The organism is Streptomyces sp. CBMA156 (assembly GCF_014596515.1).
Taxonomy (GTDB): domain Bacteria; phylum Actinomycetota; class Actinomycetes; order Streptomycetales; family Streptomycetaceae; genus Kitasatospora.
Window position 1 is genome coordinate 1 of the sequence record NZ_MSJQ01000449.1, and the last position, 16708, is coordinate 16708.

A 16708-nucleotide genomic window follows, 5' to 3' on the forward strand; every position below is an offset into this window, starting at 1 on the left:
GCCGCCTCCTACGCCGACCGCGTCGTCTTCCTCGCCGACGGCCGCATCGTCGACGAACTCCACCACCCCACCGCCGACACCGTCCTGGACCGCATGCGCCGCTTCGACGCCAAGGGCCGCACCAGCTAGAGCCACCACCAGCCAGGGCCCGGCAGCCCGCTCTCCGACCCTTCCCAGGACACCCCATGTATCGCACCGCACTGCGCAACGTGCTGGCCCACAAGGGCCGACTCCTGATGACGGCACTGGCCGTCATGCTGGGCACCGCCTTCGTGGCGGGCACCATGGTCTTCTCCGACACCTTCGGCAAGGCCATGCGGGACAGCAACTCCAAGAGCTACTCGGACGTCTCGGTCCAGGTGGTGGACCGCGCGGCCGGCTCCGACGCCTCCGCCCGGGAGAAGAGCGAGAGCGGCTCGGCCGCCCTCACCGACGCCACCGTCCAGCAGCTGGCCGCCCTGCCGGGCACCGCCGGCGCCCGCGGCGTGGTCAGCGGCTTCACCGGCGTGGCCGACAAGAAGGGCAACCTGATCGGCCAGGTCTGGGCCGCCAAGGGCGCCAACTTCGCGCCGGGCCAGGACGGCAGGGACCCGCGCTACCCGATGGCCGAGGGCCAGGGCCCGAAGACCGCCAAGGAGGTCGCGCTCGACCGCAAGACCGCCGACAAGGCGGGCTACAAGGTCGGTGACACCGTCCGGGTCGCCGCCAACGGCCCGGTCGTCGAGGCGAAGCTCACCGGCGTCTTCACCACCGACGACCCGGTGGTGAACACCGGCGGCACGCTCACCCTGTTCGACCGGGCCACCGCCCAGCAGACCCTGCTGGAGCCCGGCCGCTACAGCAGCATCGTGCTCACCGCCAAGCCCGGCACCAGCCAGGACGCGCTGCTCGCCGAGGCCCGGCCCAAGGTGCCGTCCGGCCACCAGTTCGACGTCGAGACCGGCGCCAAGCTCAACGCCGACCAGCAGGAGATGATCTCCAAGGCCACCGGCAGCATGCGCACGATGCTCCTGGTCTTCGCCTTCATCTCGCTCTTCGTCGGCATCTTCATCATCGCCAACACCTTCACGATGCTGGTCGCCCAGCGCACCAAGGAACTGGCCCTGATGCGCGCCATCGGCGCCAGCCGCAAGCAGGTCACCCGGTCCGTGCTGATCGAGGCCCTGCTGATCGGCACCGTCTCCGCCGCGGCCGGCCTGCTCGCCGGCATCGGGATCGGCGCCGGGATGCAGTCGCTGATCGGCGCGATGGACGAGAACATGCCGAGCAGCTCGCTGGTGATCAAGCCGCTCACCGTCGCGGTGACGGTCCTGGTCGGTGTCGTGGTGACGGTCATGTCGGCCCTGCTGCCCGCCATGCGCGCCTCCCGGATCGCCCCGGTGGCCGCGATGAGCAGCGGCGACCAGCCGGTCTCCCAGAAGAGCCTGGTGGTCCGCAACACGATCGGCTCGGTGCTCGCCGGCGGCGGTCTCGCCCTGATCGGCTACGGCGCCTCCACCGGCGACGACAGCGGCCGGATGCCGGTCGGCGCCGGCGCCTTCCTGGCCCTGATCGGCGTGTTCGTCCTGCTGCCGCTGCTCTCCCGTCCGGTGGTCGCGCTGGCCGGTCCGCTGCTGCGCGGGCTCGGCGGGATGCCGGGCAAACTCGCCCAGCAGAACGCGGTGCGCAACCCGCGCCGCACCGCGGCCACCGCCGCCGCGCTGACCATCGGCCTGACCCTGGTCACCGGGCTCACCGTGATCGGCGCCTCGGTCAACGACACCGTCGACCGGGCCGTCACCAGCTCGATGAAGGCCGACTTCATCGTCGGGGCCGCCAACAGCATGAGCCTGTCCGAGCAGGTGCCCGCGCAGATCGCCAAGGCGCCCGGAGTGGCCGCCTCCTCGGCGATGACGACCTCCTACTGGGACCTCAACGGCACCACCACGGCGATCGACGGCGTGCACGCGGCCAGCCTCGACCAGCTCGCCGACGTCAAGCTGACCAGCGGCTCCACCGCCGGCCTCGCCAAGGGGCAGCTGCTGGTCAGCGAGGAGACGGCCAAGAAGCTGAACGCCACCACCGGCTCGGTCCTGAACGTGTCCTTCCCCGACCAGTCCACCGGGCAGCTCACCGTCGGCGGCGTGTACCAGAGCGCCGGCATGCTCGGCCGGGTGCTGCTGGCCGACAGCGAGGTGGCCAAGCACGAGGCGAAGCCGTACATCCGGGAGGTCATGGTCAAGGGCAAGGACGGCGCCACCGACAGCCTCAAGCAGGCCCTCAAGGACGCCACCGGTGCCAACCCGGTGATCGACGTGAAGTCCAAGCAGGACGTCAGGGACGAGTTCAGCCAGACCATCACCTTCGCGCTGAACCTGATGTACGGCCTGCTGGGGATGGCGGTCCTGATCGCGATCCTGGGCGTGGTCAACACGCTGGCGATGTCGGTCTTCGAGCGCAAGCGCGAGATCGGGATGCTGCGGGCGATCGGCCTGGACCGCGGGGGCATCAAGCGGATGGTCCGGCTGGAGTCCGTGGTGATCTCGCTGTTCGGCGCCGGCATCGGCCTGCTGCTCGGCTGCTTCATCGCCTGGGCGGTCAACGGCACCCTGAAGTCCACCCTCTCCGGCCTGACCACGGTCCTGCCGTTCGGCCAGCTGGCGCTCTTCCTGGCGCTGGCCGGGGTGGTCGGCCTGGTGGCCGCGATCTGGCCGGCCCGCCGGGCGTCCAGGCTGGACATCCTGGAGAGCATCAAGACCGACTGACCGACGTTCCCGGACCGGCCGACCGGTCCAGGAACGAGAGAGGTCCCCTGCCGGAGGGTTTCGGCAGGGGACCTTCTACTTCTGTACTCCGCCCGGTCGCACGGCCGGCTGAGCACCACGGAGGTCGTGGTCCGGCAACGCTGCCGGGCGGAGGGCCTCCGACTCATACCCCGGTGCTCCCACACCGGGGTCTCAGCCGCCTACTTGCTCGCGAGTTCCTTGTCGGCGGCCGGCTTGGCGGCCTCGACGGGCTTGGTGGGCGGAGTGACCTCCTGGATCGGCAGCTGCGGCTTCTCCATCTGGGCCAGGCCGACCATCTCGCGCTTGAGGAACATCGCGAGGGTCCAGTCGGTGAAGACCCGCACCTTGCGGTTGAAGGTCGGCACCATCGCACCGTGGTACAGGCGGTGGAACCACCAGGCCGGACGGCCCTTCAGCTTGTACTTGCCGAAGAGGATCGCCACGCCCTTGTGCAGGCCGAGACCGGCGACCGCACCGAGGTTCTTGTGCTTGTACTCCTTCTGCGGGAAGCCGCGCATGCCGGAGATCACGTTGTCGCCGAGGACGACGGCCTGGCGGCAGGCGTGCTGCGCGTTCGGCGGGCACCAGGCGCCCTCGCCGGCGGCGAGGTCCGGCACCTGGGCGTTGTCGCCGGCGGCCCAGACGTAGTCGAAGCCCTGGACCTGGAGGGTCGGCGCGGTGTCGACGTGGCCGCGCGGGCCCAGCGGCAGGCCGAACTCGGCCAGCACCGGGTTCGGCTTCACGCCGGCCGTCCACACGATGGTGGAGGCGTCCGCCTCCATGCCGTTCTTCAGCACGACGTGGCCGTCGACGCAGGAGTCCATGGAGGTCTCGATGTAGACCTCGATGTTCCGCTCCTCGAGCTTCTCCTTGGTCCACAGACCGAGGTCCGGGCCCATCTCGGGGAGGATGCGGTTGGCCGCCTCGACGACGACGAAGCGCATGTCGTCGCGGCTGACGGTCTTGTACAGCTTGGCCGCGTCGCGGGCCATGTCCTCGACCTCGGCGACCGTCTCGATGCCGGCGAAGCCGCCACCGATCACCACGAAGGTCAGCGCCTTGCGGCGGATCTCCTCGTCCGTGGTGGACTCGGCCTTGTCGAGCTGGGCCATGACGTGGTTGCGGAGGCCGATGGCCTCCTCGACCGTCTTCATGCCGATGCCGTTCTCCGCCAGACCCGGGATCGGGAAGGTGCGGGAGACCGAGCCGGTCGCGACGACCAGGTACTCGAAGGGCAGCTCGTAGCTGTCGCCGGCCGCGGGCTGGATGGTGGCGACCTTGCGGGCGTGGTCGACGCCGGTGACGGACCCGGTCAGCACCTCCGCCTGCTTGAGGGCGCTGCGCAGCGGCGCGACGAGGTTGCGGGGCGCGACGTTGCCGCCGGCCGCCTCGGGGAGGAAGGGCAGGTACGTCATGTACGACCGCGGGTCCACGACCGTGACGGTCGCTTCGCCGTAGCGCATCTTCTTGAGGATGCGCATCGCGGCATACAGGCCGACGTAACCACCGCCGACAATGAGGATGCGAGGACGCTCCGTGGTGCTCATATCCGAAAGTATCCAGCACCGTCCGGAGCAGCCTTCGTGAGCCCGGTCACAAGTTGACGGACCCCCCGTGCTACACTGCGCGGCCGCAAAATCGGGCCCGGCGCGGGAACCCGCACCCCTGGGCGACCCCGCGCGAACACGCGCCGGAGCACTACCGGCCTGAGCAGCAACGATCCGCACAACGCCCGGGTTCCCGCACGTGATTTCGATTTTCAAACCTCGGGCGAGGCCTGACCTGCGATCCCATGGGTTGGCCCGCCACCAGGCCTTCGGTCCCACATTTCGGACGTAGCGGGCCGACCTGTACGACGAATGACCGGATCGCCATGTGAAGAAATTCACGAACTTTTCCGCCCCCACCCGGGCGCGCCCCGGCCCCGGCCCCCCGAAAGGGGTGCCGGGGCCGGTTCGGGTCATCCCCGAAAGGGGTCAGGAGGCAATGCCCCAGGCGATTCCGTCCAGGATGTCGTGCTCGCTCACGACCACCTCGGCGGCGCCGGTGCGCTCCATGATCTCCAGCAGCTCCAGCGCCCCGGCCGCGATCACGTCCACCCGGCCCGGGTGCATCGACGGGATGGCCGCCCGCTCGGCGTGGGTGGCGGCGAGCAGCTCCCGGGTGATCCCGGCGACCCGCTCCCGGCTGATCCGGGAGTGGTGGATCGCCGCCGAGTCGTAGCCGGGCAGGTCCTGGGCGATCGCGGAGACCGTGGTGACCGTCCCGGCCAGGCCCACCAGGGTGGCCGCCCCGGTCAGCGGGACGACCTCCTCGGCCCGGTCCAGCTCGGCGCGCACGTGCTCCCTGGCGGCCGCGATCTGCTCCGCGGAGGGCAGCTCGGCGTCGCCGAAGTACCGCTCGGTGAGCCGCACGCAGCCGATGTTCACCGAGCGCGCAGCCCGCACGTCGTCCGCGCCGAGCACGAACTCGGTGGAGCCGCCGCCCAGGTCGAACACCAGGTAGGGAGCGGGGAACTGGCCGCCGGTCAGCTCCTTGGTGGCGCCCACGAAGGAGAGGTGGGCCTCCTCCTCTCCGCTCACCACCTCGGGCTCGACGCCCAGGATGTCGCGCACGCCCTTGACGTACTCGTCGCTGTTCTCGGCGTCCCGGGAAGCACTGGTGGCGACGAAGCGCAGGCGCTCGGGGCCGACGCCGAAGCCGGAGATGACCTCCTGGTACTCCCGGCAGGCCGCGAAGGTGCGGGCCAGCGCGTCCGGGTGCAGCCGGCCGGTCTGGTCCACGCCCTGGCCGAGCCGGTTGACGATCATCCGGCGGTCGAGGTCGGTGATCTCCCCGGTCGCCGGGTCGAGGTCGGCGACCAGCAGACGGATCGAGTTGGTGCCGCAGTCGATCGCGGCCACGCGGGTCTGGCTCACTCGGACTCCTGCTCCGCCCCGGCCTCCCCGGCGGCGCGCTTCGCGGCGCGCTCGGCGGTCTTCTGCTGCTTGGCCGCGATCACCGCGTCGTGGTCCTGCTCCTTGGCGCGGTTGCGGGCGACCCGCTCACCGGCGGCCTGGACCTCGTCCGGGGACACGCACGGGCCCTTGGCCCACCAGTCCTCCAGCATGCCGATCGCCTCGTCGCCGAGCGGGTTGACGCCCTCGCCGGCCGCCAGCGAGTGGCCGACCAGCACGTGCAGGCACTTCACCCGGTCCGGCATGCCGCCGGCGCTCGGGAAGCCCTCCAGCACCTCGATCGCGTCGCGCCGGGCGATGTAGTCCTCGTGCGCCTTCTGGTAGGCCGCGGCCAGCTCCGGGTCCTCGGCGAGCCTGGCGGTCTGCTCCTTCATCACGCCCTCCGCCTCCAGGGTGCCGATCAGCGAGGCGGCCTTGGGGCAGGTCAGGTAGTAGAGCGTGGGGAACGGAGTGCCGTCCGGCAGCCGGGGAGCCGTCTCCACGACGTCCGGGTTGCCGCAGGGGCAGCGGTGGGCCACGCCGCGCAGGCCGCGCGGTACCCGGCCGAGCTGGGCGGCGATGGCCGCGACGTCGGCGTCGGAGACGGCGGGGTGGTTCTCAGTGGTCATGGGGGGAGGTGTCTCCAACGGGGGACGGTGGGAGCGGAACGGGGGTGACGTGGGGCGCCGCGGCGGTGTCGGCGGCGTCCACCGAGTCCCAGATGCCGGCGTACCAGGGCTTGGCGGCGTTCGCCCGGCCGGCCGCGGTGCTTCCGGGGACTGCGTTCGGGGAAGCCGCCGCGCCGGCCGTGGAGGAGGAGCGCGGAGCGCCCTGGCCGGCCGGATCCACCGCGATGTACGGGGTCTCCCCCGGCACCGCGTAGTGCAGCCGGGCGCGGGCCTGCGCCTTGACGTACTCCGGGTCCTGCCAGCGGGCCTTCTCCCGGCGCAGCTGCTCGACCTGCTGGCGAGCGTGGTCGGCCTTCGCCCGCTGGGCGGAGATCTCGGTGCGCTGGGAGATGAACTGCCGCGTCGGGTAGGCGAGGATCGCCACCAGCGAGCAGAGCACCAGGACGAGGACGGTCGCCCGGCTCGTGAACCGGGGCCGGGCCGCCAAGCCCGGGATCCTCCAGCCAGCCATCTCCCGTATCCCCTCCTGGTCGCGACGGTGCCCCGCCGTCCACCCTACGGGGTGAACGGCGGGGCACCGGTCAGGCGTGCGCTACCGGGAGCGCACGGCCCTCGTGCTCGCCGTGCCGACTGCTTGATTACTCGGCAGCGCGGCTGTGCTTGATTGCTCCGCGGAGCGGCTGTGCTTGATTACTCCGCAGCGCGGAAGCGCGGGAAGGCGCCGCGGCCGGCGTACTCGGCGGCGTCGTCGAGGATCTCCTCGATGCGCAGCAGCTGGTTGTACTTGGCGACGCGCTCGGAGCGGGCCGGGGCACCGGTCTTGATCTGGCCGCAGTTGGTGGCGACGGCCAGGTCGGCGATGGTGACGTCCTCGGTCTCACCGGAACGGTGCGACATCATGCAGCGGTAGCCGTTGCGCTGGGCCAGCTCGACGGCGTCCAGGGTCTCGGTCAGCGAGCCGATCTGGTTCACCTTCACCAGCAGCGCGTTGGCGGTGCCGCTCTCGATGCCGCGGGCCAGGCGCTGCGGGTTGGTGACGAACAGGTCGTCGCCGACCAGCTGGACCTTGTCGCCCAGCTTGACGGTCATGGCCTTCCAGCCGTCCCAGTCCGACTCGTCCAGCGGGTCCTCGATGGAGACCAGCGGGTAGGCGGCGACCAGCCCGGCGTAGTACTCGATGAGCTCGGCCGCCGAGAGGGCCTTGCCCTCGAACTGGTAGGCGCCGTCCTCGTAGAACTCGGAGGCGGCGACGTCCAGGGCCAGCGCGATGTCGCGGCCGGGCACGTAGCCGGCCTTCTGGATGGCCTCGGTGATGAGGTCCAGGGCCTCGCGGTTGCTGTCCAGGTTCGGCGCGAAGCCGCCCTCGTCGCCGAGGCCGGTGGACAGGCCGCGCTCCTTCAGCACGCCCTTGAGGGTGTGGTAGACCTCGACGCCCCAGCGGACGGCCTCGGAGAAGGACTCCGCGCCGATCGGGGCGATCATGAACTCCTGGATGTCGACGTTGGAGTCCGCGTGCGAGCCGCCGTTGAGGATGTTCATCATCGGGACCGGCAGGACGTGCGCGTTCGGGCCGCCCAGGTAGCGGAACAGCGGCAGGTCGCTCGCCTCGGAGGCGGCGTGGGCGACGGCCAGCGAGACGCCCAGGATGGCGTTGGCGCCGAGCGAGGACTTGTCCGGGGTGGCGTCCAGGTCCAGCATGGCCTGGTCGATCAGGCGCTGCTCGGTGGCGTCGTAGCCGACCAGCTCCGGGCCGATCTGCTCGATGACGGCCAGGACGGCCTTCTCCACGCCCTTGCCGAAGTAGCGGTTCTTGTCACCGTCGCGCAGCTCCAGCGCCTCGAAGGCACCGGTGGAGGCACCCGACGGAACAGCGGCACGACCCGTGCTGCCGTCGTCGAGGCCGACCTCGACCTCGACCGTGGGGTTGCCGCGGGAGTCGAGGATCTCACGGGCTACGACGACATCGATGGACGGCACGAGGCATCTCCTTGCGGAAGCAGGGTCCGGTCTGACGGGGGGTGCTGTCAGCAGGACGATTGCGGAGTCGTTTACGACCAGAGCCTAACCGCCCGGGCTCCCGGGACCACGTCGACCTGGGTTCCGTCTCAGCGTGTGGCCCTCCTACCCGCCGGTAGTTCACCTGCTTGTCCCAGCTTGTCCCCCTGGAGCGGGCGAATACGGACGAAGGGGACCGGTAGGACCGGTCCCCTGCGCGCGTCGGGCGTGGCGGCTCAGCCGAGGTGCAGCACCTGGCCGGGCATGATCAGGTTCGGGTTGCCGCCGACGGTGGCGTGGTTCTGCTCGTACAGCCCGCTCCAGCCGCCGGACACGCCCTGGGCGGCGGCGATGGTCGACAGGGTGTCACCGGCGCGGACGGTGTAGTCGTGGCCCGTGGCCTGCGCGGCCGGCTGGGCGGCCCGCGGGGCGGCCTGCGGCTGGGCGGCGGTCTGGCCGGCGTACTGCTGATAGACGCTCTGGTGGCTGGTCCAGTACCAGCCGCCGTTGTTCTGGTACCAGTACACCTTCGCATCGGCGTCCCAGCCGGCCTTGCCGGAGAAGCCCTGGGCCTGCGGCTGCGCCTGCTGCTGCGGGGCGGCCTGCTGGACCGGCTTCGCGGCGGGCTTCGGCGCGGCCTGCTGCTGGGCGGCCGGCTTCTCGGCCGGCTTGGCGTGCTTCGGGGCCTGCTGCTTCGGGGCCTGCGGCTTGGGAGCCTGCTGCTGCTTGGCGTCCGAGGAGGTGTCGACCGCGGCCGGGGCGCCGCCCTTGGTCAGACCGGCCTTCTGGGAGCAGACCGGCCAGGCACCCGGGCCCTGCGAGGCGAGGACCTTCTCGGCGACCGATATCTGCTGGGCCTTGCTGGCCTGGTTGGCCTGCGCCGCGTAGGCGTTGCCGCCGAAAGCCTTCCAGGTGCTGGAGGTGAACTGGAGGCCGCCGTAGAAGCCGTTACCGGTGTTGATGCTCCAGTTGCCGCCGCTCTCGCACTGCGCGACCGCGTCCCAGGTGGAGACCGGTGCGGCGGAGGCGCCGGTGGCGGTGAGGAGCGGCATCGCGAGTCCGACGCCGGCCACACCGGCGACGGCGATGGCCTTCTCGGCCTGGGTGCGACGACGGTGACGGCCAGTTCCAACGAGCAGCATGAAGAGGTCCCTCTCCGTACGCCTGCGAGGTGAGCTGTCGGGTTCGGACCGGGAGGTGGCCCGGCCGCCGTGTGCGGAGAGATCCCGCTCGGGCGGCTTCACCCCAAGCCGTGGGGACGGCAACAAACCTGGTTCCCCCGCCCCTGCCCAGGGTTCTGGTCGGTTTCCCGTGACGCGGCGGGCAGGATTCGGCGTTCCGCGTACGAGGTCCGCAGCTGCGAACTCCAGGGAGAGTAGACAGATCATCAGACCAATCACAAGCTCATATCGCCGATATCACACATAAATTACGGCGTGTGTCCGACCGCCTACCAACGGCGGCGATATGTCCGGATTGATGGCTGTTCACACCACCGCCGAGGGCGATCGCGACGCCCCGTCAGCGTGACCTCAGTGCATCGGCGGCTCGGCGGGGGCGTGCGGAGGGGCGTGCGGGGAGCGGCTCTCCGGACTGAATTCCACCGGGAGTTCGCGCAGCCCACGCATGATCAGACCACCTCGCCAGCGCAGATTCTCCGGGCTTTCCGCGAGCCGCAGATCGGGCAGCCGGGAAAGCAGGGTGGCCAGTGCGGCGCGCCCCTCCAGCCGCGCGAGCGGGGCGCCGATGCAGTAGTGGATGCCGTGCCCGAAACCCAGGTGGGGATTGTCCGTCCGGGCCAGGTCGAGGGTGTTCTCGTCCGCGAACCTGGCCGGGTCGCGGTCCGCCGCGGCCAGCACCACCAGCACCGGGTCACCGACCGGGATGTCCACCCCGCCGACGGTCAGCGGCTGCGTCGCGAAGCGCCAGGTCGCCATCTCCACCGGCCCGTCGTAGCGCAGGAGTTCCTCGACCGCGGTGTCCAGCAGCGCGCTCTCCCCGCGCGCCACCGACTCCTGCAGCAGCCGGCGCTGCCCGGGGTTGCGCAGCAGCGCGTACGTCCCGTTGCCGATCAGGTTCACGGTCGTCTCGAAGCCGGCGAAGAGGAGGATGAAGGCCATCGCCGCGGCCTCGTTCTCGGTCAGGTGCTCACCGTGGTCGCTCGCCCGGATCAGGCCCGAGATCAGGTCGTCCCCGAGGTCCGCGCGCTTGCGGTGGATCAGCTCCAGCAGGTACGCCCGGATCCGCTTCACCGCCCGGCCCACGCCGCCGCGCTGACCGCCGCCCTGGCCCGGCTTCGTGTGGCGCACCATCATGCCGGCCCAGTCCCGGAAGTCGTCCTGGTCCTCGGCCGGCACGCCCAGCATGTCGCAGATCGCGTAGATGGGGAGCGGGAAGGCGAACTCGTGGATCAGGTCCGCCGAACCGCGCTGCGCGAAGCCGTCGATCAGCCGGTCGGTGAGCTGCTGCACCCGCGGCTCGAACTCGGCCACCCGGCGCGGGGTGAACGCCTTCGACACCAGTCGGCGCAGCCGGGTGTGGTCCGGCGGGTCGATGTTCAGCAGGTGGGTCATCAGGTCCGCCTGCCGCTCCCCCGGGATGCCCACCCGGCCGGTGCGGTGCGCCTGCCCGCTGTGGTGCGCCGGGTTCTTCGACAGCCGGCCGTCCGCGAGCGCCTGCCTGGCGTCCGCGTACCGCGTCACCAGCCAGGCCTCGACGCCGCTCGGCAGCGTGGTGCGGTGCACCGGGGCGTGCTCGCGCAGCCAGGCGTAGGCGGGGTACGGATCGGAGGCGAACTCCCAGGTGAACAGCTGGGGGTCGGTGGCGTCGGACGGCGCGGCGGCGGGCCTGGCGGGGTCGGGCTGAGCTGGCATGGACCGACCGTATCCGGTGCGCCGGGCACGCCCTTCCCCGACGGCGCGCGGCTGCCCGCGGACGGTGCGCCGCCGGGGTGCTGTCCGGTGCGCTGCCCAGGGTGCCGCCCGGGGCGCCGACGCTCCGTGGACGACTCGTGGACGGTCCGTGGACGGCTCTTGGACAGCTCTTGTCCGGAGCGTGGGCGTGAGCCTGGTCACCTGAGGGGTAACCACTGTTGCGGAGGGTCAGGACGTGCCTACGATCCTCCGCAGTACGCGTGGGCGCCGGTGCGGTGTCGTCCACAGGGAGGAGCAGGCCATGCGGATCAGCGGGTCAGTCATCGTCATCGCGGTCCTCGACGGCGGGTCGGGCGCGGGCCTCGCCCGTCGGTTCGCCGCGGCCGGCACCGCCGGAATGCTCATCGCGGACCAGCACGTCGGCATCGCCGAGGACCTCGCCGCCGAACTCGACCGGCCCGGCTGCCCCGTCGTCGGCGTCTGCGGCGACATCCGCCGCCCCAGCGACGTCGCCGCCCTCGTGGACACCGCCGAGAAGCACCTCGGGCCGATCGACCTGTTCGCCGTGGCCGGCCCCGGCGGCGAGCGGATCGTCTCGCTCGCCGACCTGCCCGCCCACCTCGACCTGGAGCGCCTCGCCGAACTCGTCGTCCTCGTCGGCGAGGCCATCGGCGAACTCGTCCCGCCGCAGCGGCGCCCGGCGAGCGCCGCCACGGCGGCCTGAGGCCGGCACCGTCACTCCGGCTTGAGGCCCTCGGCCGCGCGCACCGCCTCCCGGTACCCGCGCGCGGCCGACCGCAGCGCGGCGTCCACGTCCACCCCGGCGTCGTGCGCCCGCTGCGCCACCGCGAGCAGCAGCCGGCCCGCCGAGTCCGCGGTCAGCCCGGCCGGCAGCTCGTACGACTCGTCCGGCACCTCCGTGAAGCCCGCCCGGCGCACCCGGGACACCAGCTTCGCCGCGTACGCCAGCGCGGGCAGCCCAGCCGGCACCCCGTCCAGCACGGACTCGCGGTCCGCCTTCTCGGCCGCCTTCAGCTGCTCCCAGTTCGCCTCCGCCTCGGCGGCGCCCCCGGCCTCGACGTCCCCGAACACGTGCGGGTGCCGGTACACCAGCTTGTCGACGATGTCGCCGGCCACGTCGTCGATCGTGAACGGCCCGGTCGGGTGCTCCTCGGCGATCCGGGCGTGGAAGAACACCTGGAGCAGGACGTCGCCCAGCTCCTCGCGCAGCGTCTCCCGGTCCCCCTCCTCGATCGCCTCGACCAGCTCGTACGCCTCCTCGACCAGGTACTTCACCAGGCTCTCGTGCGTCTGCTCGGCGTCCCAGGGGCAGCCGCCCGGGGAGCGCAGCCGGTCCATCACCGTCACCAGGTCGAGCAGCCTGGACCCGGGCAGGTCGTACGAGCCGGGCAGCACCTCGATCTCGGGCACCTCGCCCGCGTGCTCCACTGCGAGGCGCGCCAGCGCGTCGGTCAGCCCCGGATCGCCGTCCGGGCTGCCCAGCCACACCGTCGGCCCTGCCCCGTCGGGCTGCCCGGTCAGCAGCCGCGCCAGCCCGGGCGCCGACCCTGGCGCCACCACCTCCACCGTCACCCCGGCCTGCCGCACCGCGGCCACCTGCGGATGCCCCTCGTCCCCCACCAGCACCCGCCCCGCCGACCGCAGTGCCTCCCAGGCCGGCCACGCCAGCAGGCCGGGAGCCACCCGGTGGGTGGTGGTCAGCAAGATCAACTTCGCGCCCGGAACATTCGTCGTCACACCCCGAACCTACCCCCGGCCCCCACCCCCGGGGCCACGGGACGGCGGCCCGGCCGACGTCCCGGTCCGGGACGGCGGAGACCCCGCGGCAGCGGTGGCGGCGGGCGTGTTCAGAGGAGGCCCCGACGACCGGGACACGGTGGCTAGGGGTGGGCCGGGGGCCAGGGGGTGGAGGCGGGGGTGAGGGTGGCGAGGGACTGGCGGAGGCGGCGGACGGCGGGGTGGTGGGGGCCGTCGCGGCGTTCGCGGTCGAGGAGCAGGGGCAGCAGCCACTGCCAGGCGTTCTGCGGGTCGCCGGCGGCGGCGAGGTGGAGGCCGATGCGTTCGCGGAGGTCGTGGCTGCGCTCGGGGTCGGTGTCGAGGCCGGATTCGAGGCGGGCGGTGTGGGCGGCGAGGAGGGCCCGGTACTCGGCGAGGGCCTCGGGGCCGTGGCCGAGCCGGTCGAGGCAGATCGCGGCGCGGTACCGGTGGTCGAGGCCCTGGGGGCCGTGCGGGCCGCCGTCGGCGGTGGCGGCGAGCCGGCGGTACTCGGGCAGCGCCTGCCGGAGGTGGCCCTCGTGCAGGAGGGTGCGCGCGTAGATGGTGCGGATGGTGCGTACCAGGGGCGCGGCGTCGCCCAGTCCGGCCTCGGCGCGGGGCAGCAGGCGGGCGGCGAGGCCGAGCACCTCCGGGTGGCGGCCGGCGTCCACCAGGTCGGAGAGGCGGGCGCACTCCGCGCCCAGGTCCGGGCCCGCGGGGACGACCGGCGGTGCCGAGGGGGCGGGCGGGAGGAGGAAGGGCCGTGGCTCCGAGCGGACCGCCGGCGCCGGGGCGGCCACCGCGGCCACCACCGCCGACGGCTGCGGCTGGTGCGGGAAGCGGTACGGCCGGGCCGGGTCCGGCAGCGGGGCGTAGCGGGGCTGCGGGGCCCGTTCGGCCGGGGGCAGCAGCGGGAGCAGCCGCGCGTACACGGTCTGGGCGTCGGCGGGGCGGTCGGCGGGCTGCTTGGCGAGCAGGTCGAGCACCAGTCGTTCCAGCGGCTGCGGCACCTCGGGCCGCAACTCCCGCAGCGGAACGGGTGGTTCGTCGACGTGCCGGCGCAGGACGCCGAGCGCGGTGGGCGCCCGGAAGGGCTCCTCGCCGGCGAGCATCTCGTGCAGCAGGCAGCCGAGCGCGTAGAGGTCGCTGCGCGGGTCGGTGGTGGCGGCGAGGGCCTGTTCGGGGGCCATGTAGGAGGGGCTGCCGACGGGCACGCCGGTGAGGGTCAGCCGGGTGGTCTCGGTGTCGAGGGCGGTGGCGATGCCGAGGTCGAGCAGGACGGTGCGGCCGTCCTCGCGGACCATGACGTTGCTCGGCTTGAGGTCGCGGTGGACCACCGGGATGGCGTGGACGGCGGCCAGCGCGGTGCACAGCTGCGCCGCGACGGCCGCCGCGCGTTCGATCGGGAAGGGCGCGTCCTCGGCGATGAGGTCGGCCAGGCTGACGCCGGGGATGCGCTGCATGACGAGGTAGAGCTCGCCCGCGTCCTCGCCCGCGTCGAAGACGGTGACCAGCCCTGGGTGGTCGAGCGCGGCCGTGACCCGGCACTCGCGCAGGAAGCGGCGGCGCAACTCGTCGCCCTGGCGGGCCCGTTCGCCGCCGGAGCCGGTCCCGCCGGGGAGCAGGTGCTCGGGTCGGAGCAGCTTGACCGCGACCGGGCGGTGCAGCCGTTCGTCCTGGCCGGCCCAGACCTGGCCCATGCCGCCGTGGCCGATCTTCTCGGTGAGCCGGTAGCGGCCGGCGATCAGCCGGGTGACGGTCACGGGCGGTCCTCACGGGCCTGGCGGCGCAGCAACTCGCCCAGCTCGCGCAGGTCGTGGGCGGTCTCGGGGGCCGTGGCCGACGGGGCCCCGGCCGGGGGAACAGCGGCCGGGGGCGGCACGGGTCCGGCCGGAACGGGTGCGGGCGCGGGTACCCCGTACCCGGGCACGGTCGTCCCGTACGGCGAGGCGTTCGGCGCCCCGTACGGCGAGGCGTGCGGCACCGCGTACGGCGAGGCGGCCCGCGGCAGGACCGGCGGTGCGGCCTGCGGCCCGGTCGGCCCGGCCAGCCAGACCGCGCGGCTGTCCATCGCCAGGAAGTGCGGCGTCGGCAGGAACCACAGCACGGCCAGCGTGATCTGGCCGGTGGTGTCGGCGGCCGGGTTCTTCAGGCTGCCCGCGACCCCGGCGGAGACGATCAGGGTCAGCAGCAGCGCGCAGAACACCACGGCGCCGACGACGTCGTACGCCCGCCGGCGCCGGACCGCCAGCAGCAGCGAGGGGACGGCCCCGAGCAGACCGAAGGAGAGCAGCGGGGCCAGCGCGCACAGCACCCGCGGGACCGTCCCGAACCGGCCGGGAACCGGTACCTGCCGCGGCACCGCACCCGGCCCTGGGACCGCACCCGGCAGTGCGCCGCCCGGCAGCGGGCCCGGACCGTACCCCGGCCCGTACGGCGTTGCGCCGGGCGGCGGCCCGAACTGCCCGGGGTACTGCCCTGACATGCGCGCTCCTGAGCTGGTGAGGACCGGCACCGAGGGCGGTGCGAGCGGTACCGCACACCGTACCGTCCGGCCCGGCCGGTCCGGAGGCCTTCCGTCCGCCCGCTGCCGCATCGGTATCGCGCCGCTACTCGGCCGCTACTGAGCCGGGATCACCTCAGCCGGCCGGCGGCGCCAGGGTGCCCGTCGCCAGGGCGTCGGTGGCGCCCTGGGCGAGGCTGCGGCCGAGGGCGGCGGCCTGACCGAGGGCGGTGTCGAAGGCGGCGAGGCGGGCGAAGGCGGCGCCGAGCCGCTGCTGGGCGGGGAGCGGGAGGCGCGGCAGCTCGACCCGGCGGATGTCGAGGCGGGCGGTGGTGGTGGCGTGGCTGGCGGCGCGCCGGGTGCCGGCGGTGGAGCGGAAGTGGCCGGCCAGGAACTCGGGGTCGAGGACGGCCTGGTCGGGCCGCAGCAGGTGGAGCTGACGGCCGAGGGCGGCGCCGACCAGCGGGCCCTCGGCGGGGACGACCCTGGCGGTGCCGCCGCCGAGGGCGGGGACCAGGACGTCGCCGGGGCGGGTGCGGACCTCCCCGGCCGGACCTGCCCCGGCCTGACCCGACCCGGCCTGACCCCGCCCGGCGTCCGGGGCGGCGCCGGGCGCGGCACCGGTGGCGAGGTCCTGGTCGGTGACGACGCGGGTGCCGCCCGCGCCCGCACCGGACGGCCTGGTGGCGGCGCCCGTGCCGGAGGAGTACACCTCCAGCGCGCCGCCGCGGACCAGTTCGCCGATGGTGACCACGCCGGCGGGGGTGGCGCCGGGCTCGTCACAGGGCTGCGGCAGCAGCGTGGCCGGGTCGGGCAGGCCGGCCAGCAGCTCGGCCAACCGGCCGCCGAGGTGGGAGAGTTCGGCCGCGCCGCCGAGCGGGGCCGCGGGCGGGACGTGCCGGGCCGGGGAGAGGTCGGTCTCGTCGTCGAGCAGGTCGATGGCGGCCATGGCCCGGTGGACGCCGGGGCGGTCGGCGGGGACCGGCAGGCCCTCGCGCGCGGCCAGGTCGAAGCCGCGCCAGGCCTCCAGGACGGTGCGGCGCAGCTCGGACCAGTCGACCTTGTCCCGGCCTCCCTCGGCGGTCGGCGCCCCGGCGGCCCCGGCCGGGGCGGAGAGCGCCGCCCCGGCGTCGAGCAGCAGCACCTGGCGGAAGTCGCTCCCCGGCTCGGGCGCTCGCAGCACCCACAGGTGCAGCGGGACGCCGTACGGCGGGGCGGCGCCGGCGGGCAG

The 16708-nt window shown here is 73.3% G+C and carries 12 protein-coding genes, 2 pseudogenes and 1 riboswitch; of the genes and pseudogenes, 3 read left to right on the top strand and 11 right to left on the bottom strand.

Annotation, left to right across the window (positions count from 1 at the left end):
* Both BU198_RS40775 and BU198_RS40780 read left to right on the top strand, forming a co-directional pair.
* Positions 1-129, top strand: a pseudogene (locus BU198_RS40775) (ABC transporter ATP-binding protein); the annotation flags it as partial.
* Positions 130-185: 56 nt separating this feature from the next.
* Positions 186-2744, top strand: a complete 2559-nt coding sequence (locus BU198_RS40780; RefSeq protein ID WP_188301751.1) for an ABC transporter permease — start codon at positions 186-188, stop codon at positions 2742-2744.
* A gap of 200 nt (positions 2745-2944) precedes the next feature.
* On the opposite strand, the gene BU198_RS40785 is transcribed toward BU198_RS40780, so the two are convergent.
* The 7 genes from BU198_RS40785 to BU198_RS40815 form a co-directional block, all read right to left on the bottom strand.
* The gene (locus tag BU198_RS40785; protein ID WP_188301752.1) at positions 2945-4312 is read right to left on the bottom strand and encodes an NAD(P)/FAD-dependent oxidoreductase; all 1368 of its coding nucleotides are present in this window, start codon (positions 4310-4312) and stop codon (positions 2945-2947) included.
* Positions 4313-4741: 429 nt separating this feature from the next.
* A complete protein-coding gene (locus BU198_RS40790) occupies positions 4742-5683 on the bottom strand; it encodes a Ppx/GppA phosphatase family protein (protein ID WP_188301753.1) in 942 nt (313 codons plus the stop codon).
* Positions 5680-6348 (bottom strand): DUF501 domain-containing protein, encoded by a 669-nt coding sequence (locus tag BU198_RS40795; RefSeq protein ID WP_223245602.1) that lies wholly within the window; start codon positions 6346-6348, stop codon positions 5680-5682. Before BU198_RS40795 ends, BU198_RS40790 begins: the two co-directional genes overlap by 4 nt.
* A complete protein-coding gene (locus BU198_RS40800; RefSeq protein ID WP_188301755.1) occupies positions 6320-6841 on the bottom strand; it encodes an FtsB family cell division protein in 522 nt (173 codons plus the stop codon). Before BU198_RS40800 ends, BU198_RS40795 begins: the two co-directional genes overlap by 29 nt.
* A 179-nt stretch (positions 6842-7020) precedes the next feature.
* Complete coding sequence (eno, locus tag BU198_RS40805; RefSeq protein WP_188301756.1) at positions 7021-8307, bottom strand: phosphopyruvate hydratase; 1287 nt, start codon at positions 8305-8307, stop codon at positions 7021-7023.
* Positions 8308-8561: 254 nt separating this feature from the next.
* Positions 8562-9467 carry a transglycosylase family protein gene (locus BU198_RS44110; RefSeq protein WP_317620526.1) on the bottom strand — a complete coding sequence of 302 codons (906 nt, stop codon included), beginning with the start codon at positions 9465-9467 and terminating at the stop codon, positions 8562-8564.
* Positions 9468-9472: 5 nt separating this feature from the next.
* Positions 9473-9638, bottom strand: a riboswitch (cyclic di-AMP (ydaO/yuaA leader).
* A 219-nt stretch (positions 9639-9857) separates the two neighbouring features.
* Entirely contained in the window at positions 9858-11198 is a 1341-nt protein-coding gene (locus BU198_RS40815; protein ID WP_188301757.1) for a cytochrome P450 family protein, read from the bottom strand.
* Between the two features lie 301 nt (positions 11199-11499).
* Here BU198_RS40815 and BU198_RS40820 point away from each other — a divergent pair, with 301 nt between their 5' ends.
* Complete coding sequence (locus BU198_RS40820) at positions 11500-11922, top strand: SDR family NAD(P)-dependent oxidoreductase (protein WP_188301758.1); 423 nt, start codon at positions 11500-11502, stop codon at positions 11920-11922.
* Positions 11923-11933: 11 nt separating this feature from the next.
* Here BU198_RS40820 and BU198_RS40825 read toward each other — a convergent pair whose 3' ends face one another.
* The 4 genes and pseudogenes from BU198_RS40825 to BU198_RS40840 all read right to left on the bottom strand — a co-directional run.
* Entirely contained in the window at positions 11934-12956 is a 1023-nt protein-coding gene (locus BU198_RS40825; RefSeq protein WP_188301759.1) for a MazG family protein, read from the bottom strand.
* Positions 12957-13099: 143 nt separating this feature from the next.
* On the bottom strand, positions 13100-14737 hold the full coding sequence (locus BU198_RS40830; protein WP_317620527.1) for a serine/threonine-protein kinase: 1638 nt from the start codon (positions 14735-14737) through the stop codon (positions 13100-13102).
* Positions 14734-15459 (bottom strand): hypothetical protein, encoded by a 726-nt coding sequence (locus BU198_RS40835; protein ID WP_188301760.1) that lies wholly within the window; start codon positions 15457-15459, stop codon positions 14734-14736. The genes BU198_RS40830 and BU198_RS40835 overlap by 4 nt, the downstream gene beginning before the upstream one ends.
* Positions 15460-15613: 154 nt before the next feature.
* Positions 15614-16708: pseudogene (locus tag BU198_RS40840) on the bottom strand (hypothetical protein); the annotation flags it as partial.